The 21,099-nt window shown below is 60.1% G+C and carries 18 protein-coding genes; 12 read left to right on the forward strand and 6 right to left on the reverse strand.

Translation table 11 applies throughout. From position 1 onward, the window contains the following. The first annotated feature begins 144 nt into the window (after nucleotides 1–144). From KGB21_RS08785 to KGB21_RS08810, 6 genes are all read left to right on the forward strand, one after another. Complete coding sequence (locus tag KGB21_RS08785; protein WP_223504778.1) at nucleotides 145–870, forward strand: RDD family protein; 726 nt, start codon at nucleotides 145–147, stop codon at nucleotides 868–870. After that, nucleotides 867–1,844 (forward strand): stage II sporulation protein M, encoded by a 978-nt coding sequence (locus tag KGB21_RS08790; RefSeq protein WP_223504780.1) that lies wholly within the window; start codon nucleotides 867–869, stop codon nucleotides 1,842–1,844. Before KGB21_RS08785 ends, KGB21_RS08790 begins: the two co-directional genes overlap by 4 nt. Beyond that, the gene (locus tag KGB21_RS08795) at nucleotides 1,831–3,375 is read left to right on the forward strand and encodes a DUF4129 domain-containing protein (RefSeq protein ID WP_223504782.1); all 1,545 of its coding nucleotides are present in this window, start codon (nucleotides 1,831–1,833) and stop codon (nucleotides 3,373–3,375) included. Before KGB21_RS08790 ends, KGB21_RS08795 begins: the two co-directional genes overlap by 14 nt. Next, nucleotides 3,372–4,538 (forward strand): DUF4350 domain-containing protein, encoded by a 1,167-nt coding sequence (locus KGB21_RS08800; RefSeq protein WP_034149111.1) that lies wholly within the window; start codon nucleotides 3,372–3,374, stop codon nucleotides 4,536–4,538. Before KGB21_RS08795 ends, KGB21_RS08800 begins: the two co-directional genes overlap by 4 nt. Beyond that, nucleotides 4,535–5,536, forward strand: a complete 1,002-nt coding sequence (locus KGB21_RS08805; protein ID WP_034149234.1) for an AAA family ATPase — start codon at nucleotides 4,535–4,537, stop codon at nucleotides 5,534–5,536. Before KGB21_RS08800 ends, KGB21_RS08805 begins: the two co-directional genes overlap by 4 nt. A gap of 172 nt (nucleotides 5,537–5,708) precedes the next feature. Next, nucleotides 5,709–7,040: a DUF58 domain-containing protein gene (locus KGB21_RS08810; protein WP_223504784.1), complete on the forward strand. Its 1,332-nt coding sequence runs from the start codon at nucleotides 5,709–5,711 to the stop codon at nucleotides 7,038–7,040. A gap of 57 nt (nucleotides 7,041–7,097) precedes the next feature. Here the strand turns inward: KGB21_RS08810 and KGB21_RS08815 are convergent, their stop codons facing one another. After that, nucleotides 7,098–7,457 carry a PilZ domain-containing protein gene (locus KGB21_RS08815; protein ID WP_034149081.1) on the reverse strand — a complete coding sequence of 120 codons (360 nt, stop codon included), beginning with the start codon at nucleotides 7,455–7,457 and terminating at the stop codon, nucleotides 7,098–7,100. 245 nt (nucleotides 7,458–7,702) lie between these two features. Beyond that, the gene (locus KGB21_RS08820) at nucleotides 7,703–8,077 is read right to left on the reverse strand and encodes a tetratricopeptide repeat protein (protein WP_034149080.1); all 375 of its coding nucleotides are present in this window, start codon (nucleotides 8,075–8,077) and stop codon (nucleotides 7,703–7,705) included. A gap of 171 nt (nucleotides 8,078–8,248) precedes the next feature. Between KGB21_RS08820 and pyk the strand changes: the two genes are divergently transcribed. Beyond that, nucleotides 8,249–9,700 carry a pyruvate kinase gene (pyk, locus tag KGB21_RS08825; protein ID WP_034149079.1) on the forward strand — a complete coding sequence of 484 codons (1,452 nt, stop codon included), beginning with the start codon at nucleotides 8,249–8,251 and terminating at the stop codon, nucleotides 9,698–9,700. Nucleotides 9,701–9,756: 56 nt separating this feature from the next. Here pyk and KGB21_RS08830 read toward each other — a convergent pair whose 3' ends face one another. The 4 genes from KGB21_RS08830 to KGB21_RS08845 form a co-directional block, all read right to left on the reverse strand. Continuing rightward, complete coding sequence (locus tag KGB21_RS08830; RefSeq protein ID WP_155292762.1) at nucleotides 9,757–10,035, reverse strand: hypothetical protein; 279 nt, start codon at nucleotides 10,033–10,035, stop codon at nucleotides 9,757–9,759. Nucleotides 10,036–10,330: 295 nt separating this feature from the next. After that, nucleotides 10,331–11,080, reverse strand: a complete 750-nt coding sequence (locus KGB21_RS08835) for an enoyl-CoA hydratase (protein ID WP_223504786.1) — start codon at nucleotides 11,078–11,080, stop codon at nucleotides 10,331–10,333. 145 nt (nucleotides 11,081–11,225) lie between these two features. Further along, nucleotides 11,226–12,161, reverse strand: a complete 936-nt coding sequence (locus KGB21_RS08840; protein WP_223504788.1) for an iron-sulfur-binding ferredoxin reductase — start codon at nucleotides 12,159–12,161, stop codon at nucleotides 11,226–11,228. Then, entirely contained in the window at nucleotides 12,154–13,260 is a 1,107-nt protein-coding gene (locus KGB21_RS08845; protein ID WP_223504790.1) for a sensor domain-containing diguanylate cyclase, read from the reverse strand. The genes KGB21_RS08840 and KGB21_RS08845 overlap by 8 nt, the downstream gene beginning before the upstream one ends. A 488-nt stretch (nucleotides 13,261–13,748) precedes the next feature. Between KGB21_RS08845 and KGB21_RS08850 the strand changes: the two genes are divergently transcribed. The 5 genes from KGB21_RS08850 to KGB21_RS08870 all read left to right on the forward strand — a co-directional run bounded on the left by KGB21_RS08850 (nucleotide 13,749) and on the right by KGB21_RS08870 (nucleotide 20,807). Continuing rightward, on the forward strand, nucleotides 13,749–15,272 hold the full coding sequence (locus KGB21_RS08850; RefSeq protein WP_223504792.1) for a fumarate hydratase: 1,524 nt from the start codon (nucleotides 13,749–13,751) through the stop codon (nucleotides 15,270–15,272). A 241-nt stretch (nucleotides 15,273–15,513) separates the two neighbouring features. Next, on the forward strand, nucleotides 15,514–17,280 hold the full coding sequence (locus KGB21_RS08855) for an ATP-binding protein (RefSeq protein WP_223504794.1): 1,767 nt from the start codon (nucleotides 15,514–15,516) through the stop codon (nucleotides 17,278–17,280). Then, on the forward strand, nucleotides 17,274–18,599 hold the full coding sequence (locus KGB21_RS08860; RefSeq protein ID WP_223504796.1) for a sigma-54-dependent transcriptional regulator: 1,326 nt from the start codon (nucleotides 17,274–17,276) through the stop codon (nucleotides 18,597–18,599). Before KGB21_RS08855 ends, KGB21_RS08860 begins: the two co-directional genes overlap by 7 nt. A 272-nt stretch (nucleotides 18,600–18,871) precedes the next feature. Continuing rightward, nucleotides 18,872–20,191: an MFS transporter gene (locus KGB21_RS08865; protein WP_034149072.1), complete on the forward strand. Its 1,320-nt coding sequence runs from the start codon at nucleotides 18,872–18,874 to the stop codon at nucleotides 20,189–20,191. 322 nt (nucleotides 20,192–20,513) lie between these two features. Further along, nucleotides 20,514–20,807, forward strand: a complete 294-nt coding sequence (locus tag KGB21_RS08870) for a hypothetical protein (RefSeq protein ID WP_223504798.1) — start codon at nucleotides 20,514–20,516, stop codon at nucleotides 20,805–20,807. Nucleotides 20,808–21,099 lie beyond the last annotated feature (292 nt).

Genomic DNA, 21,099 nt, shown 5'->3' on the forward strand with positions numbered 1-21,099 from the left:
CACATCCCGCCTCGGCCAGTAATCTTGTCATTCCATCACGCCTGGCGACTCACTGTGCAATACATAGTTATGTCGTTTTCTCCGGTGAGGCTGCTAGCATCCGATGGAGAAACTTCCCGATCAGGTCACATCATCAGGTTGCCCATGCTCGAGACCACAGCACTGCCAAGGAAAGCACCGCTGTCACCGCCACTGGATACGCAGTACCAGGTCGAAACGCCGGAAGGCATCGATTTGCCCCTGCGTCCGGCCGGGCTGATGGTTCGTGCACTGGCGTTTTCCATCGATCTGGCACTTCGCGGGTTGATCCTCGGCCTGCTGTTCATTGGTCTGTCGATGCTCGGCAAACTCGGCGCCGGATTGGGCTCGCTGCTGATCTTCGGCGTGAGCTGGTGGTACATGGTGCTGTTCGAGGTTCTCAATCAGGGCCGCTCGCCGGGCAAACTTTGGATGGGCCTGCGCGTGGTGCAGGACGACGGCACGCCCATTGGCTGGTCGGCATCGCTGTTGCGCAACCTGCTGCGATTTGTCGACCTGTTGCCGTTCGGCTACTTTCTCGGCGCCCTCAGTTGCCTGCAACACCCCACCTTCAAACGCCTCGGCGACATCGCCGCCGGTACCTTGGTGATTTATCGCGACCAGCCGCTCACCCGACCGCAACTCCCACCCGCCGAACCCCGTCGCCCGGCGTTCGCCCTGACGCTAAACGAACAACGCGCCATCCTTGGCTTCGCCGAACGCCAGGGTCAACTCTCCACTGCCAGGGTCAATGAACTGGCATCGATCCTCGCCCAACCCTTGCAGGTACCGCCGTCACAGTCGGTGGCCGAGCTCAACGGCATCGCCCGTGGCTTGTTGGGGCCGGCATGAAGCAAAGTCTTTTCGAACATCGACACATGGCCGAGTGGGAGCAGTTTTCCCTGATGCTGGACAGGCTGGAACGGGACAAACATGCCGTGGGAGTCGACAGTTTCCCCAGCGATTATCGCCGCCTCTGCCAGCATCTGGCCCTGGCTCGGGAACGCGGTTACAGCAGCTTCCTCATCGACTCGTTGCAACAACAAGCCCTGCGCGGTCATCAGCAACTTTATCGTCATCGCAGCCGATTGAGCGCCCATGTGCTGGCGTTCATCCTCGCGGACTTCCCGCGACTGGTGCGCCAGCAATGGCGCTTCGTACTTGCGGCCAGCCTGATGTTTTTTGGCAGTCTTATTGGCATTGCGCTGCTGGTGTACCTGTTCCCGGACCTGATCTACAACCTGATTCCGGCTGAGCAGGTCAGCGAAATGCAGAGCATGTACGACCCCGACGCCGGTCATCTCGGGCGCTCGGCGGAACGCGCGGCCAGTGAAGACTGGGTGATGTTCGGCTACTACGTCATGCACAACATCGGGATCGCCTTTCAGACCTTCGCCAGCGGTTTGCTATTTGGTTTGGGCAGCGCGTTTTTCCTCGTCTTCAACGGCTTGATGATCGGCGCGGTGGCCGGGCATCTGACGCAAATCGGCTTTGGGCAAACCTTCTGGTCTTTCGTGATTGGCCACGGCGCCTTCGAACTGACCGCCATTGCCTTGTCAGGAGCCGCTGGCCTGCAACTGGGCTGGGCGTTGATCGCACCAGGACGCCTGCCCCGTGCCGAAGCCCTGCGATTGGCGGCGAGACAGAGTGTGTTACTGATCTGCGGGGTCATGCTTTTTCTGCTGATTGCGGCGTTTATCGAGGCCTACTGGTCATCAATGACGGCACCGTCGCCCCTGATCAAATACCTGGTGGGTGCGGCGCTTTGGGTGTTGGTAGCAATTTACCTGCTGTTTGCGGGACGGCCTCGCCATGCGCCTGAGTGATGCCAGTGTGGTGATCCGCCCGCGTCCGACCTGGGAAGCCATGGATCTGGGCGTGCTGTTGAGTCAGCGCCACCGACGCCTGCTGATGACCAGTTGGGCCATCGTCACCCTGCCGGTTTTCGCGCTGTTGACCTGGGTGTTCTGGGACTCGCCGACCCTCGCGGTGTTTATTTTCTGGTGGTTGAAACCGGCCTTCGAACGCCTGCCGCTGTACATCCTGTCCAAAGCCATGTTCGGTGAAACGCCGACGCTGAAACAGGCGTTGCGCCAATGGCCGCGCTTGCTGAAGCCACAACTGCTGGCCAGTCTGACCTGGCGGCGATTGAGCCTGAGCCGCAGCTTTTTGCTGCCGGTATTACAACTCGAAGGCTTGAGTGGAGAGGCGCGACAACAGCGTTTGCAAGTGCTGTTACAACGTGACGCCGGCGCGGCACGATGGCTGACGATCATTGGCGCGCATCTGGAAACTGCACTGTGGATCGGTTTGATGGTGCTGTTTTATCTGCTGCTGCCACAACAGGTCGCGCTCGACTGGAGCTGGCAGTCGCTGATTTCCGCAATGACTCAGGACTGGCATTGGCTGGAACACCTGACCAACGCGTTTTACGTCCTCGTGTTAGTGGCGTGGGGGCCGATTTATGTGGCCTGCGGCTTCAGCCTATATTTGAACCGACGCACCGTGATGGAAGCCTGGGATATCGAACTGGTGTTTCGTCGCATGCGCCAACGCTTGAGCGGTGCGACCCTCACGGTTTTACTGGCGGCTATCCTGATGATGCCGACTGCTCAAAACGTCTGGGCCGCCGAGCCAGTCATCTCCCCCGACAGCCCACACTTACTGAAACAGCCTCTGACCAGCCAGGCCTCCCGGGACAGCATCAAGGCAATCCTCGACCAGCCGCCGTTCAAGAACAAGGAAACAGTGACCCGCTATCGCTTCGGCGAGGACAAAGCCGCCGCCGAGCCGCGGGATAACGACAACATGCCGCAATGGCTGAAGGCGTTGATGAAGCTATTTGATTCCCAGCGCTTGGGTGCATTGGCTACCGTGATAGAGGCCTTGCTATGGGGCACTGTGATTGCTGTCATCGGCGTATTGATCTGGCGGTACCGCGACTGGTTACAGACCTTCGTCAGCCGTCGACCGAAGCTCAGGAAAAATACCGCGAGGACATTACCGCAACAGGCCTTCGGTCTGGACCTCAACCGCGAAACCCTGCCCACCGACATTGCCGCCAGCGCCGAAGCACTTTGGCAGACTCACCCTCGGGAGGCGCTTGGACTGCTCTATCGCGCCCTGCTCAGTCACTTACTGCACGACTTCAACATCGCACTGAAAGCCGCCGACACCGAAGGCCAGGTCCTTGAGCGCGTCCAACAACTGCAACAACCGGCCTTGTTGGCCTTCAGTAAAAACCTGACGGGCCACTGGCAGAACATGGCCTATGGTCACCGACTGCCACCCGCGCACTTGCAGCAGGAACTGTGTGACGGTTGGCGCGCCCTGTTCGGCCCCGGAGCCTCCCGTTGAACCGGCGCAACTGGCCATTGGCGCTCGGTGTGCTAATCGCCGTATTGCTGGGCGCGCTGAGCATTTATCTGTACATCAAAGCCACGCCCTATCCGGAAGTAATCGATCACGGCCCCTCACCGCAAGCCCAGGCCAACCCTTATCTGGCCGCCGAACATTTCCTGCGCAAACAGGCCCTGACCGTCAGCCATGCCAATCGCCTCGACGTCCTGCCTACCCTCGAACCGCGACGACACAGCCTGTTGTTGCTCGGCGATCGCCGCAACATGACCCCACACCAGATTGATCAGCTGATGAACTGGGTTCGGGCTGGCGGGCGCTTGCTGTTCGTCGCCCAGTCGCTGTGGGATGAGAAGACCGGGCAAAGCAACGACTTGCTGCTCGACCGGGTCCAGGTGCAGCAATTTTTGAGCAAGGACCTCAAGTCGTCGCCACCCAACACCACTGACGAACCGTATCCGAAACTCACCAAACTCTATCTGCCAAACGAAGACGCACCGGCCTACGCCAGCTTCGACACCGCGTTCCATCTCGAAGACCCGAAACACCTGGCGCAGTCTCGGGCCAGCAGTGGCAAGGCCACTCACCTGTTGCAGCTCAATCAAGGGCTCGGCTCGATCATTGTCGTCACCGACGCTGACCTGTGGAAAAACCAGACCATCGAACAATACGACAACGCCTGGCTGCTCTGGCACCTGACCGTAGGCACCGACGTGACCCTGCTGTTCAACACCGATCACGACAGTGTGTGGACCTTGTTGCTGCGCTACTTTCCGCAGGCGCTGGTGGCCCTGATCGCCCTGATCGGCCTTGGCTTCTGGCATGCCGGCGTGCGTCATGGCCCGCTGCTGGAACCGGAACCCAAAGCTCGCCGCCAACTGTTGGAACACTTGCGCGCCAGCGCTGATTTCATGCTGCGCCGCAACGGTCAGGACAGCCTTTTGCAGGCCTTGCAGCACGATATCTTGCGTCGCGTACGGCGCCGCCATCCCGGTTTTGAACAACTGGCTGTCGACGAACAATGGCAAGTGCTCGCACACCTGACTGGCCAACCCACCGGCATCATCAGCCAAGCCATGAGCCCGCGACCGAAACTACGACTTTCCAGCGTTGAATTCAGCCGTCTGGTCGCTCACCTGCAATCCTTGAGGAACGCCTTATGATCGAACCGACCGAGCCCGGTACACAGGAACACGACGCCCGGCAACGCGAGCGAGCCAGCCAATTGGCCCAAGCGATTCGTGCCGAGTTGCAAAAAGCCGTGATCGGTCAGCACGGCGTGATCGACGACGTTTTGACAGCCCTGATTGCCGGTGGCCACGTGTTACTCGAGGGCGTACCGGGACTGGGTAAAACCTTGCTGGTGAGGGCATTGGCGCGCTGCTTCGGTGGCGACTTTGCCCGCATCCAGTTCACCCCGGACCTGATGCCCAGCGACGTCACGGGGCATGCCGTTTACGACTTGCAGACCGAACAATTCAACCTGCGAAAAGGTCCGCTGTTCACCAATCTGTTGCTGGCCGACGAGATCAACCGCGCCCCGGCGAAAACCCAGGCGGCGCTGCTCGAAGCCATGCAGGAGCGACAAGTCACCCTCGAAGGTCGCGCCCTGCCCATCGCGCAACCTTTCATGGTGCTCGCCACGCAAAACCCCATCGAACAGGAAGGCACTTATCCGCTGCCGGAAGCCGAACTGGATCGCTTCATGCTCAAGGTGCGCATGGACTACCCCGACGCCGAGCAAGAGCTGGACATGGTGCGTCAGGTCAGCCGCTCGACCCGCGCCGACATGCTCGACGTGCAGCCGCTGCGCACCGTGTTGCAGGCCAAGGACGTGCTGGCCTTGCAGCGCATTGCCAGTGATCTGCCGCTTGATGACCAGGTGCTCGATTACGCCGTGCGCCTCGCGCGCACCACCCGCAGCTGGCCGGGCCTGATTCTCGGCGCCGGCCCACGGGCGTCCATCGCGCTGGTGCGATGTGCCCGGGCCCGTGCGCTGCTGCGCGGTGGCGAGTTCGTGATCCCGGATGACATCAAGGGCTGCGCGCTGGCGGTGCTGCGACATCGCGTGCGCATCGCGCCGGAGCTGGATATCGAAGGGCTGGAGGTGGATCAAGTACTGCGGCAACTACTCGATCAAGTGCCGGCGCCGCGGTTGTGAACCCATTCATGTCGAGTACAAACCCTGTGGCGAGGGAGCTTGCTCCCGCTCGGCTGCGCAGCAGTCGTGAACCCGGTGGTTGCGTTCTACCGGACAAACCGCGTCGTCTAATTTTGGGGCTGCTGCGCACCCCAGCGGGAGCAAGCTCCCTCGCCACAACAGGTGCGCACCGATGAAACCGACGCGCCTGCTGCTGATCTGGCTTGCGGTGCTGCTGGGTATCGGCATCGCTCTGGGCACGCTGCGCGCGTTGGAGTTGGCGGTTCCGTCAAGCCTGTCATCGATCAATTGGGGACTGTTAATGGCCCTCCTGGCGCTGGTGCTGCTTGATGCGATCCGCGTCAAACGCCTGCCATCTCCCCATGTACGAAGACATCTGCCCGGCAGCCTGGCACTGGGTCGTTGGAGTGAAGTTCGACTGGAGCTCGAACACGATTTCCACCAGCCGCTCCACATCAAACTATTCGATCATGTACCGAACGGCCTGAGCTTCGAAAACCTGCCGCTGTCAGTGCAATTGCAACCCGGGCAGCGCAGCCTGGTCGGCTATCGCCTGCGCCCGCTCATACGCGGTCACTTCAGCTTCGAATGTTGTGAGATCAACCTGCCAGGCCCCATGGGTTTGTGGACCGACAAGCGCCTGCTCAACGTAACGGACAACACCCGCGTCTATCCGGACTTCGCCCACCTCTACGGCGGCCAGTTATTGGCTGTGGATAACTGGCTCAGCCAACTCGGAGTGCGCCAACGCCAGCGGCGTGGGCAAGGGCTGGAGTTTCATCAATTGCGTGAGTTTCGCGAGGGCGACAGCCTGCGCCAAATCGACTGGAAAGCCACCGCACGCCAACGCACGCCGATTGCCCGGGAGTACCAGGACGAGCGCGATCAGCAGATCATCTTCATGCTCGACTGCGGCAGACGCATGCGCAGTCAGGACGGAGAACTGGCGCATTTCGATCACGCGCTGAACGCTTGCCTCTTACTCAGTTATGTCGCCCTGCGCCAAGGTGATGCGGTGGGCTTCAGCACCTTTGCCAGCGATCAACCGCGCTACCTCGCCCCGGTCAAAGGCACCGGGCAGATCAACGTGCTGCTCAACACTGTCTATGACTTGAACAGCAGCCAACGCAGCGCCGACTATCAAGCCGCTATCACCCAATTGCTGTCCCGGCAAAAACGTCGGGCGCTGGTGGTGCTGGTGACCAATCTGCGGGATGAAGACGATGAGGAATTGCTGACGGCTGTTAAACGCCTGGGCAAGCAGCATCGAGTACTGGTGGCGAGTCTGCGTGAAGACGTGCTCGACAATCTGTACGAAACGCCCGTGCAGACCTTGCCCGAGGCTCTGGCCTATTGCGGTACGGTGAGCTACCTGAATGCACGGGCTGAACTCCATGAACGATTGAGCGCGCATGGCGTGCCGGTGCTGGATGCGCGGCCCGGGGAGCTGGGCACGCAACTGGTGACGCAGTACTTGAGCTGGAAACGTAGTGGTGGTGCGTAGGATCAAAAGATCGCAGCCTGCCGCAGCTCCTACAGATACACCGCGATCTTTTGCGTTTCAGGCCGAAGCCGGCAATGTCTGAAAACTGAAATATTGCTTCAGCGCCTCCACCAGTTGCCCATACTCCGGGGGCGCCCGTTGTAGGCTGAACCCGGCGTCATAGTGGTGAGGGGTTGCGTCTTCATGGCACCACAGGCAACACGCCCGCAAATCGATGATCTGCTGACACCCGTCACTGGCGGGGATTTTCAGACGCAACTCGAAATCGGCACCGATCATCATCGGCAACTGACTGATAAGCATCAGGCCGTCTTCGGAAACGTTGCCCAGATAGCCGATGGGTTTGTCGGTGATGCTGTTGAACACTTTCAGAAAATACGGCAGTTGATGCCGCTCGATCCGGCGGTCGGTAAACATGCTGAATTCGCTACGCTAGGCCCTTAAGCAGGACCGCACTAATGCTTCGGAACGGGCCTGCCTGTTGCTATTGAAAAGGGCATTGGCGCGCTCTCCCCGATCCTGGTGCGACAGTCCATGAACCGCTGCCGCTTACTTCTGCCGATCACAGGTGTTACCTCGGTTAAAGGCAAGGGCTCTAAAACCGGTTTATTCGACTATAGCTCACCGCCGCCGGTCGGCCAGCTGTCAGATGACGGCTGACATCAGAACTGCGTCGGACGCACGGCCGCCGCGCTGCGCAGCGGGTAGTGGCCCAGACTCTGCAAGGTTTCGAGGCGGGCGCGGGCGCGGTAGGCGTATTCGCTTTGCGGATACGCGGCGAGGATGAACTGGTAAGTCTGCGCAGCATCGACGAACATTTTCTGACGTTCCAGGCACAGGCCGCGCATCATCGACACTTCCGGCCATACGTAAGGCCGCGCCCGACTTTCGCGCTCGACCTTGGACAGCTCAAGCGATACCTGCTCGCAATTGCCCCGGTCATAGGCTTTGTAGGCGTTATTCAAATGATGGTTCATCGACCAACGGGTGCAGCCCGTGACGCTGAGGAAAAGGGCGGCAATGAGCACGAATCGCATGGGGAATCTCCTGTCTTGATCGCTGTATCGACCCGTCGGCGGAAATCTTCAGGCTGCCTGGCGCAAAGTTGTAAGGTTCAATAAAGAAAGCAATAAGTAGTGCATTCGAACAATGACTACAACTTCGGACCATAGTAGCCTCACTCAGCGCTTGAACTCAGGAGTCTTTGCATGTCCGTCCGTCGTACCAAAATCGTCGCTACCCTAGGCCCGGCCAGTAACTCGCCGGAAGTTCTCGAACAGCTGATTCTGGCTGGCCTGGACGTCGCCCGCCTGAACTTCTCCCACGGCACCCCCGACGAGCACAAGGCTCGCGCGAAGCTGGTGCGTGACCTGGCTGCCAAGCACGGTCGCTTCGTCGCCCTGCTGGGTGACCTGCAAGGCCCGAAAATCCGTATCGCCAAATTCGCCAACAAGAAGATCGAGCTGAAGATCGGTGATCAATTCACCTTCTCCACCAGCCATCCCCTGACTGAAGGCAACCAGCAAGTGGTCGGCATCGACTACCCGGACCTGGTCAAGGACTGCGGCGTGGGCGACGAGCTGCTGCTCGATGACGGCCGCGTGGTGATGCGCGTCGACACCGCCACTGCTACCGAACTGAATTGCACCGTGACCATCGGCGGTCCGCTGTCCGACCACAAAGGCATCAACCGTCGCGGTGGCGGCCTGACCGCTCCGGCCCTGACTGAAAAAGACAAGGCCGACATCAAGCTCGCTGCGGAAATGGAAGTCGACTACCTCGCCGTGTCCTTCCCGCGTGACGCCGCCGACATGGAATACGCCCGTCAACTGCGCGACGAAGCCGGCGGCACTGCCTGGCTGGTAGCGAAGATCGAACGCGCCGAAGCCGTGGCCGATGACGATACCCTCGATGGCCTGATCAAGGCGTCCGACGCCGTGATGGTGGCCCGTGGTGACCTGGGTGTGGAAATCGGTGACGCCGAGTTGGTGGGCATTCAGAAGAAAATCATTCTGCACGCACGCCGCCACAACAAGGCTGTGATCGTCGCGACCCAGATGATGGAATCGATGATCCAGAACCCGATGCCGACCCGTGCCGAAGTGTCCGACGTGGCCAACGCCGTGCTCGACTACACCGACGCCGTGATGTTGTCGGCTGAAAGTGCCGCTGGCCTGTACCCGCTGGAAGCCGTGCAAGCGATGGCGCGCATCTGCGTCGGCGCTGAAAAGCACCCGACCAGCAAGACTTCCAGCCACCGCATCGGCAAGGAATTCACCCGCTGCGACGAGAGCATTGCGCTGGCGACCATGTACACCGCCAACCACTTCCCTGGCGTGAAAGCGATCATCGCGTTGACCGAAAGCGGCTACACCCCGCTGATCATGTCACGCATCCGTTCCTCGGTGCCGATCTACGCGTTCACCCCGCACCGCGAAGCCCAGGCCCGCGCGGCGATGTTCCGTGGCGTGTACACCATCCCGTTCGATCCGGCTTCGCTGGCTCCGAACGAAGTCAGCCAGAAAGCGATCGACGAGCTGGTCAAGCGCGGCGTCGTGGAAAAAGGCGACTGGGTCATCCTGACCAAGGGCGACAGCTACCACACCACCGGCGGCACCAACGGCATGAAGATCCTGCACGTTGGCGACCCGATGGTCTGAGTGACCGGTTGCTGAAAAACAAAAGCCCCGCCATGTGAATGGCGGGGCTTTTTGCTTCAATGATTTGATGCAGTGAAAGTAACATCGGGGGATGGTTTCGATTTGTCATCGTCAGTCACATGCACGGCATGGAAGGTATGCTTTTTCGGCACCAGACTTCGAGCTGGCCGCCCTTTCCACAAACCATCACTACCGATTGTGCACTCAGTCAAACTCGACAATCCGTAAATCATCACTTTGGCACCCGGCGTGCATTTGATTTCGATGTCCGGATCTACAGTAGTTGTAGCTCCATCTCGAGGTTTCAAAATTGTTGGAATTTCTAACTCGCTCATTTGATAACACTCCTTGGCACGTAAAAATTAGCGAGTACAAAACTTAAGTCTTTACCCTTGCTGAGAACTAGCTGATAGAAATGACAGTTCCGACTAACGGTAGACTGGGCTCCTACCGTCGAGTTACATCAATGAATGAGTGACAGAGCGCTGAAAAACAAAAGCCCCGCCATGTGAATGACGGGGCTTTTTTGTTTTCAGGACCATGAAGATCAAAAGATCGCAGCCTGCGGCAGCTCCTACATGGACCGCGTGCCTCTGTAGGAGCTGCCGCAGGCTGCGATCTTTTCCGGGCTCAATGCCTGTTGATAAATCCTGCCAACGCCGCCATCGCTTCCGGCGAACGTAGACGCTGGGTGAACAACGCGCCCTCCTCTTCTATCACCTTGCGCAACAAATCCCGATCCGGCGCCCTCATCAATTGCTTGCTGATGCGCACCGCTTCCGGTGGCAGCGATTCAAAGCGCATCGCCATCTCCTTCGCCTTGGCTAACGCCTCTTCGCCATTGCCCAAGGCCTCGGACGCAATCCCCCACGCCGCCGCTTGCTCACCATTAAAACCTTCACCCAGCAGCAGCAACTCCGCCGCTTTGGCCTGCCCGAGCAGGCGCGGCAAAATCAGGCTGGAACCGAACTCTGGGCACAACCCGAGGTTGACGAACGGCATGCGCAAGCGTGCGTCACGGCTGACATAGACCAAATCGCAATGCAGCAACATCGTCGTGCCAATGCCCACCGCTGCGCCTGTCACGGCGGCGATTACCGGTTTGCGGCATTCGAGCAGGTTGAGCATGAAGTGGAACACCGGACTGTCGAGGTTGCTCGGCGGTTGCTGGATGAAGTCGGCGATGTCGTTGCCGGCGGTAAAGCACTCACTGGAGCCCGTGATCAGCACCGCATTGATTTCCGGGTCTGTATCGGCCTGTTTCAGCGCTTCGGCCAGGTGACTGTACATGGCGCGGGTCAGGGCGTTTTTCTTGTCGGGACGATTGAGGCGCAGGGTCAGCAGGCCGCGTTCGCGTTCCAGCAGGATGGCTTCGGTCATGGTGTGTCTCAGCGGAGCGAGGCAGATGATTTCATTGTGGCGAGCGAACTTGCTCGCGCTGGGTTGCGCAGCGGCCCCAAAAAACAGTGAGCGCTACGCACTCAAGCGCGAGCAAGCTCCCTCGCCACAACAGTAGTTTCAGCACTCAACCGCGGGGCAGGAATACGTCGGCCAGCAGTTGATTGCGCGGCAATCCCGCCAGATACAGCCGCCGGGCAAAGGCGTCGACGCTGTCAGGCGCTCCGCAGAGTAAGGCCAGGGTTTGCCGGGAAACAAGCCGCAGTTGCGCCAAAGCCGCTGGCACCTCGGCCGCTGTCCACAGCTCGATGCTCAGGTTCGCACGGGTGGCGGCCATGGCTAGCAGGGGTTTGGCCAGATAATGCTCATCGGCATCATGAGCCAGGTGAATGACGCGGATGGCGCCTTGGTGATCCTGGCGCAACGCTTCACGCAGCACGCCAAACAACGGCCCCAACCCGGTACCGGAAGCCATCAGCCACAGCGGTCGGTTGTGCCAGTCCGGGTCGTAATGCAACGCCCCGCCACGCAGTTCACCGAGGCGGATCGGATCGCCAAGCTTCAGTTGACGCGCCGCGTCGCTGAACTGCCCTGGCTGGCGACAATCGAGATGAAACTCCAGAAAGCGATCGTCTTCCGGCAGGCTGGCGAGGGAATACGGCCGCGCTACGTTGCCCGCCCACAACACCAGATGCTGGCCGGCGCTGTAGCGCAACGGTCGCTGCGGGGTCAGGCGCAGGCGCAAGACGCTCGCGCTGAGCCAATCAATGGCGGTCACTTCGGCAGGTCGACCGTCCTGTAGCGGATCGAAGGTGTGCACCTGCAAGTCTTCGACCACCTGACACTGACACGCCAGCCGCCAGCCTTGCTGGCGCTGCTCCGCACTCAAGGCATCGGGCCGGCTGTCGCTGGGCAGACCTTGCACACATTGCACCAGACACGCATGGCAACTGCCGGCGCGACAGCTGTAGGGCACCGCCACGCCGTTCTGATTCAGCGCGTCGAGCAAATTGCTGCCCTGCGCCACCGACCATTGGCGGTCGCCGACACGCAACTCAGGCATCGACGTTTTCCCACGCTGCCGCGCAACGGTTGCGTCCGTCACGCTTGGCGCGATAGAGCGCCTGGTCGGCTCGTTGCAAGGCATCGTCGAGGTCATCGCCAAGCTCCAGCAAGGTCATGCCGGCGGAGAGGCTGAGGTTGCGCACGTTGAGGCCGATCAACTCGACATCAGTAAACGCGATACGCAAACGCTCACAGCAGGAAGTCAGGCTCTCGGCATCGCAGTCGGGCAACAGCACCACAAACTCTTCGCCGCCATAGCGGGCCAGAACGTCACCCTCGCGCAGACAGGCCGAGGCGACGCCCGCAAAGGCTTGCAGCACCTGATCACCGGCCGCATGGCCGTGCATGTCGTTGATCCGTTTGAAGTGATCGAGATCGATCAGCGCCAGGCCATGCACGACGCCAGCGTCCATGGCGTTCAGCTCACGGGAGGCCAGGCGCAGGAAATGTCGGCGATTGAATAACCCGGTCAATTCGTCGGTGGCGACCAAATCTTCGAGCTGACGCATCATCCCGCGCAGCGTGTCCTGATGCGCTTGCAAGGCAAAACGCCGCTGACGCATGCGGTGACGCGAGGCCTGGACGTAACCGGCGTAGAGCACCAGCCAGATCAGGACGATCAACAGCACGCACACTTGCAACGCCGCCAATGCCGGATTGGGCAACTGAAAGTGGTAGCCCTCCCACAGCGTGATCGCACTGAAACTGAAGAACACCAGCAAGGCGCAACGCAGAAATGCCCGTCGGGACAGGTGAAACAGCCCGAACAGCAGAATCAACAGGTAAAAAACCAGGAAAGCCCCGCGAGCATCTTCCAGATGCGCGATCAGCCAGGTTTGCCAGCCCAGCCCCAGCAACACTTGAACTTCGGTCAGGCTGGGGTCGGTGAAGCGCAGGTTATAGCCGGAATAAAAAACCGCGAACAACGCTGCCTGGCTGATGACCACCAGGGCACTGCCGATGGCGACGCCGGGGAGTGAGTCTTGATAATGACCGGTAAAAAACGCCAGCCACAGCAACAGCAATGCCAAGGCATAGGTGCCGGCCGCGAGGGCAAAACGTTTGAGCAACAGTCGCTGGATGGCGTTATGGGTCAATCGTTGACTCACCGAATGAAAGAGACTGACAGAGCGTCCTACTCTACAGGCCGTGCGCCACTTTAGTGGCGTGGCCGATAAATGACCATCCAATTTTCAGAGTAGATACCTCACACCACAACCATGTTCCTGTGTTGCGATAATCCTGTGGCGAGGGAGCTTGCTCCCGCTGGGCCGCGAAGCGGCCCTCCTGCATTCTTTCAGGAGAAACGTGTCGTCTTAATTACGCCTGCTGCGCAGCCGAGCGGGAGCAAGCTCCCTCGCCACAAATGTCATGCGTTTCGACTTGCCGATTGCCACTGTCCGATATGCGACCAACGTTTGACTAGCGGCGCGTGTGCCCTTCAGCGAGGCGCGGTATACTGCCGCGCCTTTTTAGCGTCGCGCCAGCAGCCCCGGCGTGCCTTGAAAGGTGCTTGCAACCGACCGATGCACCCAAGCTGCAAGCACCTTATTGAATGTTCCCGTCTTTTAGAGGAGCGCGACTCATGACCGTGATCAAGCAAGACGACCTGATTCAGAGCGTTGCCGACGCCCTGCAGTTCATTTCTTATTACCACCCCGTGGATTTCATCCAGGCGATGCACGAGGCCTACCTGCGCGAAGAATCGCCGGCAGCCCGCGACTCCATTGCTCAGATTTTGATCAACTCGCGCATGTGCGCCACCGGCCACCGTCCGATCTGCCAGGACACCGGCATCGTCACCGTGTTTGTCCGCGTGGGCATGGACGTGCGTTGGGATGGCGCCACCATGGGCCTGGACGACATGATCAACGAAGGCGTTCGTCGCGCCTACAACCTGCCGGAAAACGTCCTGCGTGCTTCGATCCTCGCCGACCCGGCGGGCGCTCGCAAGAACACCAAGGACAACACCCCGGCTGTGATCCACTACTCCATCGTCCCGGGTAACACCGTGGAAGTGGACGTGGCGGCCAAGGGCGGCGGTTCCGAGAACAAGTCGAAAATGGCCATGCTCAACCCGTCCGACTCGATCGTTGACTGGGTGCTGAAGACCGTTCCGACCATGGGCGCCGGCTGGTGCCCACCGGGCATGCTCGGCATTGGCATCGGCGGCACCGCCGAGAAAGCCGCGGTCATGGCCAAGGAAGTGTTGATGGAATCCATCGACATTCACGAGTTGAAGGCTCGTGGCCCGCAGAACCGCCTCGAAGAAATGCGCCTGGAGCTGTTCGAGAAGGTCAACCAGTTGGGCATCGGCGCCCAGGGCCTCGGTGGCCTGACCACCGTGCTTGACGTGAAGATCATGGATTACCCGACTCACGCCGCTTCGTTGCCGGTGTGCATGATCCCGAACTGCGCCGCCACCCGTCACGCTCACTTCGTGCTCGACGGTTCCGGCCCGGCCTCGCTGGAAGCGCCACCGCTGGACGCCTACCCGGAAATCGTCTGGGAAGCAGGTCCGTCGGCCCGCCGCGTCAACCTCGACACCCTGACTCCGGAAGAAGTGCAGAGCTGGAAGCCGGGCGAAACCGTCCTGCTCAACGGCAAAATGCTCACCGGTCGCGATGCTGCGCACAAGCGCATGGTCGAGATGCTGAACAAGGGTGAAACCCTGCCGGTAGACCTGAAAGGTCGCTTCATCTATTACGTCGGCCCGGTTGATCCGGTGCGCGAAGAAGTGGTTGGCCCTGCCGGCCCGACCACCGCGACGCGGATGGACAAGTTCACCCGTCAAATCCTCGAGCAAACCGGCCTGCTGGGCATGATCGGCAAATCCGAGCGCGGTCCGACCGCGATCGACGCGATCAAGGACCACAAAGCCGTTTACCTGATGGCAGTGGGCGGCGCGGCTTACCTGGTGGCACAAGCCATCAAGAAATCCCGCGTTGTCGCTTTCGCCGAACTGGGGATGGAAGCCATCTACGAGTTCGACGTGAAAGACATGCCTGTGACGGTTGCCGTCGACAGCAATGGCGAGTCGGTACACATCACCGGTCCTGCCATCTGGCAGAAAAAGATCAGTGAAAGCCTGGCGGTGGAAGTGCAGTAAGCGCTTCGACTGACCGAAAAAAGGCGACTGGGGTTTAACCTCCGTCGCCTTTTTTATTGCCCACTCGTTACCACTGTAGGAGCTGCCGCAGGCTGCGATCTTTTGACTTTGATTTTAAAAAAGCAAAATCAAAAGATCGCAGCCTGCGGCAGCTCCTACACGCGGACACATTGCTTTTATGGGATGGCACGGGAGCCCATGTTATGGTGCGCCCCTTCCGTACACATGTGTAATGCCCAGCATGTTTGAGTCATCTCGCCCTCTGCGCCTGGCGCTGTATACCGTGTTGATTATCGCCGGCGCCGCCATCGCAGCCACCCTGGCCATGCGCCACACCGTGCGCCAGTCAATGGTCGAGGACGCGGCTCGCGCCAATCAGCAATTGGCGCTGTACGCCACCTCCCTGCATACCCTGATCGAACGCTATCGCGCCCTGCCCTCGGTTCTGGCGCTGGACCCGCAATTGCGCGACGCGCTCAAAGGCCCGGTGAGTCCCGAGCAACAGGAACTGCTGAACCGAAAACTGGAGCAGATCAACGGCGCCGCCGAATCCTCGACCCTTGAACTGCTTGATCGTACCGGCCTGGCCGTGGCGGCGAGCAACTGGCGTTTGCCCAGCAGTTATGTCGGTCACAACTATGGTTTCCGCCCCTACTTCAGCCAGACCCGTACCCAGGGTACCGGGCGCTTTTATGCCGTGGGGGTGACCAGCGGGATTCCGGGTTACTTCCTGTCCAGCGCCGTCACCAATGACGACGGGCAGTTTCTCGGCGCGATGGTGGTGAAGCTGGAGTTTCCAGAGCTGGAACGTGAATGGAGCCAGGGTAACGACACCCTGCTGGTCAGCGATGCGCGCGGGATCATCTTCATCGCCAACCAGCCGGGATGGCGCTATCGCCAATTGAAACCGCTGACTGAAAGCGATCACGCCGAACTCAAAGCCACTCGCCAATACGACAAACAACCGCTGACGCTGCTTGATTATCAATCCCTGCGACGCTTCGACGAAAACAGTGAACTGGCGCGGGTCGGTGGCCCGGATGGCAAGGCCGACTACCTCTGGGAATCCCTGCCGTTGAGTGCCGAAGGCTGGACATTGCATCTGTTGCGCCGTCCCCACGTCGCCTTCGAAGACAGCCGCAACGCCGCACTCGCCGCTGCCGGTTTTTGGCTGACGCTGGTGTTTCTGCTGCTGTTCCTCAACCAGCGCTGGCGCCTGGCCAAACTGCGCCAGCGCAGCCGCGAGGAGCTTGAGCAACTGGTCGAAGAGCGCACCCGGGATCTGCGCACCGCCCAGGAAGGTCTGGTGCAATCGGCCAAACTCGCCGCCCTTGGGCAAATGTCCGCCGCCCTCGCCCACGAGATCAATCAGCCCTTGACCGCCCAACGCATGCAATTGGCGACTTTGCGCCTGCTGCTCGATCACGGCCGCGTCGACGACGCCTACAAGGCGCTCAAACCGGTGGATGACATGCTGACGCGCATGGCCGCCCTCACCGGCCACCTGAAAACCTTCGCCCGCAAAAGCCCCAGCGGCTTGCGCGAACGCCTGGATCTGGCGGCGGTGGTTGACCAGTCGCTGCACCTGCTCGACACGCGGTTACGCGACGAACAGGTCAGCACGGTGCTGCACCTGACGCGTCCGGCCTGGGTGCGTGGCGATGCAATTCGCCTGGAACAGGTGCTGATCAACCTGCTGCGCAACGCCCTCGATGCCATGCAGGACAAACCCTGCAAACGCCTGGAAGTTCGCCTCGAAGCCGAAGAATTATTGTGGCGCCTGAGCGTCATCGATAACGGCGGCGGCATTGCCGAAGAAAACCTTTCCAAAGTGTTCGATCCATTTTTCACCACCAAACCCGTGGGCGATGGTCTGGGCATCGGACTGGCCGTTTCTTTCGCTATCGTTCACGAATCGGGCGGTCGCCTGACGGCCGATAATCACGACAGCGGCGCGGTGTTCTCCCTGACCCTGCCCATCGATCTGGAGGCCCACGGCTCATGCTGAATTCAGTGATGGTGGTCGACGACGAAAGCAGCATTCGCAGCGCCGTTGAACAATGGTTGAGCCTGTCGGGTTTCGAGGTGCAGTTGTTCAGTCGTGCCGATGAGTGCCTGGCGCAATTACCGAAGCATTACGCGGGGGTGATTCTCAGCGATGTGCGCATGCCCGGCATGACCGGTCTGGAACTGCTGGCCGAGGTACAGCGCCGCGACGCCGACCTGCCGGTGATCCTGCTGACCGGCCACGGCGACGTGCCCATGGCGGTGGATGCCATGCGCGATGGCGCCTACGACTTTCTGGAAAAACCGTTCAGCCCTGAAACCCTGCTCGGCAGCCTGCGCCGAGCGCTGGACAAACGTCGGCTAGTGCTGGAAAACCGCGCCCTGCACGAACAGGCGGACAACCGCGCCAAACTCGATGCGACGCTGCTGGGCGTATCCCGTGGCTTGCAGACTTTGCGTCGGCAAGTGCTGGATCTGGCCGCGTTGCCGGTCAATGTGCTGATTCGTGGTGAAACCGGCAGCGGCAAGGAACTGGTCGCCCGTTGCCTGCACGACTTCGGCCCTCGGGCCGACAAACCCTTCGTCGCACTGAACTGCGCGGCGATCCCCGAGCAACTGTTTGAAGCCGAGTTGTTCGGCCACGAAAGCGGCGCGTTCACCGGTGCTCAAGGAAAGCGTATCGGCAAGCTCGAATACGCCGATGGCGGCACGCTGTTCCTCGATGAAATCGAAAGCATGCCGCTGGCGCAGCAGGTGAAACTGCTGCGCGTGTTGCAGGAACAGAAGCTTGAGCGCCTGGGTTCGAACCAAAGCATTCGCGTGGACTTGCGGATCATCGCCGCGACCAAACCGGACTTGCTCGACGAAGCGCGGGCCGGGCGTTTTCGCGAGGACCTGGCGTATCGGTTGAACGTAGCAGAGTTGCGTTTGCCACCGTTGCGCGAGCGTCGCGAAGACATTCCCTTGTTGTTCGAGTCGTTTGCCCGCAGTGCCGCCGAACGTCTGGGCCGCACCTTCCCGCCGTTGAGCGGCCCGCAGCTGAGCCATCTGCTGAGCCACGACTGGCCGGGCAATGTGCGTGAATTGGCGAATGTGGCCGAACGTCAGGTACTGGGGCTTGGCGAGCCGGAACCACTGGGCGTTGAACCCGGTCAGTCGTTGGCGGCGCAGCAGGAAGCCTTTGAAGCGCAATGCCTGCGCGCGGCGTTGACGCGGCACAAGGGCGATGTGAAAGCGGTGCTGGAAGAGTTGCAACTGCCGCGCCGGACGTTCAACGAAAAGATGCAGCGGCATGGACTTTCGCGCGAAATGTTTCTCTGACCTGTAGGAGCTGGCTTGCCAGCGATGAACGATAACGCGGTCTACCAGAGACACCGCGCTGCCTGGATCGCTGGCAAGCCAGCTCCTACAGGTTACGGGTCGTGCGCGAAAATCCGCCTGACACACTGCACGCAATAAGCGGATTTCCGCTCATGCTTTCGGCTTGCCCCCTCTAAACCGGCCCTCTACCCGTTGGCACACCTCCTGCTATAGCCCCCGCAGGCTGCGTTTATTCGCGCTCCATAAAAAATAATTAGACGAAGGATCCTTCAATGGATAACTCCAATACCCTGCCCCGTGGGTCGGTTGCCTCGCCGACAAAAGTACGCACCACCTCCAGCCGTATCAAATCGATCTTCAGCGGTTCCGTTGGCAACATGGTCGAGTGGTATGACTGGTACGTCTACGCCGCTTTCTCCCTGTATTTCGCCAAGACCTTTTTCCCCAAAGGCGACACCACTGCACAACTGCTGAACACCGCCGCAATCTTCGCCGTGGGCTTCCTGATGCGTCCGATCGGGGGCTGGCTGATGGGCCTGTACGCCGACAAAGTCGGGCGTAAAAAGGCTCTGATGGCCTCGGTGTACCTGATGTGCTTCGGCTCGCTGCTGATCGCCCTGAGCCCAAGCTACGAAACCATCGGCATCGGCGCACCGATCCTGCTGGTGTTCGCCCGCTTGCTGCAAGGCCTGTCGGTCGGTGGCGAGTACGGCACTTCCGCCACTTACCTCAGCGAGATGGCCACCAAGGAACGCCGTGGCTTCTTCTCCAGCTTCCAGTACGTGACGCTGATCTCCGGTCAGCTCATAGCGTTGGGTGTGCTGATCGTCCTGCAGAACCTGCTGACCACCGAAGAGCTGTACGCCTGGGGCTGGCGCATCCCGTTCGCCATCGGCGCGCTGTGTGCCGTAGTTGCGTTGTACCTGCGTCGCGGCATGGAAGAAACCGAGTCGTTCACCAAGAAGGAAAAGGCCAAGGAAAGCGCGATGCGCACCTTGATGCGTCATCCTAAGGAACTGATGACCGTGGTCGGCCTGACCATGGGCGGTACGCTGGCGTTCTACACCTACACCACCTACATGCAGAAATACCTGGTGAACACCGTCGGCATGAGCATCTCCGACTCCACCACCATTTCTGCCGCCACGCTGTTCCTGTTCATGTGCCTGCAACCGATCATCGGCGGGCTCTCGGATAAAATCGGTCGCCGGCCGATCCTGATTGCCTTCGGTGTTCTGGGGACGCTGTTCACCGTGCCGATCCTCACCACCCTGCACACCATCACCACCTGGTGGGGCGCGTTCTTCCTGATCATGGCCGCACTGATCATCGTCAGCGGCTACACCTCGATCAACGCCGTGGTAAAAGCCGAACTGTTCCCGACCGAAATCCGCGCCCTGGGCGTCGGCCTGCCGTACGCACTGACCGTATCGATCTTCGGCGGCACCGCTGAATACATCGCGCTGTGGTTCAAGAGCATCGGCATGGAAACCGGTTACTACTGGTACGTCACCGCATGCATTGCCGTGTCGTTGCTGGTGTACATCACCATGAAAGACACCCGCAAGCATTCGCGGATCCTCACGGACTAAGTCCAGAGGCGATACAACAAAAGGGGCAGATCGTCGGGATCTGCCCCTTTTTTTCGTTTGGCTCGGCGCCGAATGAAAAATCCTTCACTCCCGCGCAAGGCCGATTAATCACGAGTTAATGCTCGCCTCCCATCCTGAACCTGCCTTATCGATTAACTGTGATGCGCTCACTCAGACCTTGAAAGTGAAAACGTCTGATGGCCTTAATATCAATTTAATCGATTGTTACTAGCATTTATTTGCGCTTTTTAATCAGTTTAATTGGCGTAGCATGAAACCCATGCCCAAGACACACAACGCCAAAGAACCTGGAGAAATGAAGATGAAAACCAAACTGTTCCTCGCCCTGGCCCTGTCCGTACTGGCTGCCAATTCTTTCGCCGCCGACGGTTTCGACCGCACTGGCTCCGCTGTTGCAGCAGACGGCTACGACCGCACCGGTTCCGCTACCGTCGCGGCTGATGGCTACGACCGCACCGGTTCCGCCACCGTCGCTGAAGATGGCTACGACCGCACCGGTTCCGCCACTTTCGCTGAAGATGGTTACGACCGCACTGGCGGCGCCACCGTCGCCGAAGATGGCTACGATCGCACCGGCGGCGCTTCCGTCAGCTGATCCACAAATGCGGGACCACAGCCCGGCTTCGGCCGGGCTTAATCATTTCTGGAGCACCACAATTCCCCAAACATTGCACAGACCCTGTGGGAGCGGGCTTGCCCGCGATGGCGATGTAACAGTCGACATTGATGTTGAATTTAATGCCCTCATCGCGGGCAAGCCCGCTTGTATGTTTAGACTTGAAGGGGTGGGCGGGACTAAAAGCTCGATTCCGACTCTAGCCAGTACGGACCGTGGGAGACTTCTCGTCCCGCCCTTTCTACCCGAAGCGCCGATAAGGAATTCATCG

Origin of the sequence: Pseudomonas sp. GL-RE-29 (assembly GCF_019947275.1) — a bacterium.
In the GTDB taxonomy this organism is placed as follows: domain Bacteria; phylum Pseudomonadota; class Gammaproteobacteria; order Pseudomonadales; family Pseudomonadaceae; genus Aquipseudomonas; species Aquipseudomonas fluorescens_A.

What these genes read in the sequence shown, in the direction of transcription:
- KGB21_RS08785 (WP_223504778.1), top strand. Translation starts at nt 145, where the DNA reads ATGCTCGAGACCACAGCACTGCCAAGGAAAGCACCGCTGTCACCGCCA.
- KGB21_RS08790 (WP_223504780.1), top strand. Translation starts at nt 867, where the DNA reads ATGAAGCAAAGTCTTTTCGAACATCGACACATGGCCGAGTGGGAGCAG.
- KGB21_RS08795 (WP_223504782.1), top strand. Translation starts at nt 1,831, where the DNA reads ATGCGCCTGAGTGATGCCAGTGTGGTGATCCGCCCGCGTCCGACCTGG.
- KGB21_RS08805 (WP_034149234.1), top strand. Translation starts at nt 4,535, where the DNA reads ATGATCGAACCGACCGAGCCCGGTACACAGGAACACGACGCCCGGCAA.
- KGB21_RS08810 (WP_223504784.1), top strand. Translation starts at nt 5,709, where the DNA reads ATGAAACCGACGCGCCTGCTGCTGATCTGGCTTGCGGTGCTGCTGGGT.
- KGB21_RS08815 (WP_034149081.1), bottom strand. Translation starts at nt 7,457, where the DNA reads ATGTTTACCGACCGCCGGATCGAGCGGCATCAACTGCCGTATTTTCTG.
- KGB21_RS08820 (WP_034149080.1), bottom strand. Translation starts at nt 8,077, where the DNA reads ATGCGATTCGTGCTCATTGCCGCCCTTTTCCTCAGCGTCACGGGCTGC.
- pyk (WP_034149079.1), top strand. Translation starts at nt 8,249, where the DNA reads ATGTCCGTCCGTCGTACCAAAATCGTCGCTACCCTAGGCCCGGCCAGT.
- KGB21_RS08830 (WP_155292762.1), bottom strand. Translation starts at nt 10,035, where the DNA reads ATGAGCGAGTTAGAAATTCCAACAATTTTGAAACCTCGAGATGGAGCT.
- KGB21_RS08835 (WP_223504786.1), bottom strand. Translation starts at nt 11,080, where the DNA reads ATGACCGAAGCCATCCTGCTGGAACGCGAACGCGGCCTGCTGACCCTG.
- KGB21_RS08840 (WP_223504788.1), bottom strand. Translation starts at nt 12,161, where the DNA reads ATGCCTGAGTTGCGTGTCGGCGACCGCCAATGGTCGGTGGCGCAGGGC.
- KGB21_RS08850 (WP_223504792.1), top strand. Translation starts at nt 13,749, where the DNA reads ATGACCGTGATCAAGCAAGACGACCTGATTCAGAGCGTTGCCGACGCC.
- KGB21_RS08855 (WP_223504794.1), top strand. Translation starts at nt 15,514, where the DNA reads ATGTTTGAGTCATCTCGCCCTCTGCGCCTGGCGCTGTATACCGTGTTG.
- KGB21_RS08860 (WP_223504796.1), top strand. Translation starts at nt 17,274, where the DNA reads ATGCTGAATTCAGTGATGGTGGTCGACGACGAAAGCAGCATTCGCAGC.
- KGB21_RS08865 (WP_034149072.1), top strand. Translation starts at nt 18,872, where the DNA reads ATGGATAACTCCAATACCCTGCCCCGTGGGTCGGTTGCCTCGCCGACA.
- KGB21_RS08870 (WP_223504798.1), top strand. Translation starts at nt 20,514, where the DNA reads ATGAAAACCAAACTGTTCCTCGCCCTGGCCCTGTCCGTACTGGCTGCC.